1 protein-coding gene is annotated in these 444 nt (G+C 43.0%); it reads left to right on the plus strand.

Features of this window, described 5'->3' with window-relative positions; translation table 11 throughout:
* Positions 1-444, plus strand: a 444-nt coding sequence (locus B853_RS16350; protein WP_143700809.1) for a transposase, incomplete at both ends; no start/stop codon positions are given.

Here is a 444-nt window from a genome sequence, read left to right on the forward strand (position 1 = left end):
TTATCTGGATAGGGCTAGGTCGTAGCCGCAAGGATATTCGACCGTTCTTTGAACAATTAGGCGAGCACGGAAAAAATATCGAAGCAGTAGCAATGGATATGAATACGGCTTTTGACCTTGAAGTCCAAGAGCATTGCCCAAATGCCCGTGTCGTTTATGACTTGTTCCACGTTGTTGCTAAGTTCGGTCGTGAAGTGATGGATAGAGTCAGAGTCGACCAAGCCAATAAGCTAAAACAGGACAAAAAAGCAAGGCAATGGGTCAAGCGTTCGCGCTGGGTATTATTGAAAAATAAGGATAATTTAAATACACAACAGGAAAGCTACCTCACAGAAATATTGAATATGAATCAGGACTTGATGACAACCTACTTACTGGGTGCGCAATTAAAAGAACTGTGGCGTTGCAGCTCTGAACTTCAGGCTAAAAACCTGTGGCAGGTAT

Origin of the sequence: Vibrio rotiferianus CAIM 577 = LMG 21460, assembly GCF_002741985.1 — a bacterium.
Lineage (GTDB): Bacteria > Pseudomonadota > Gammaproteobacteria > Enterobacterales > Vibrionaceae > Vibrio > Vibrio rotiferianus.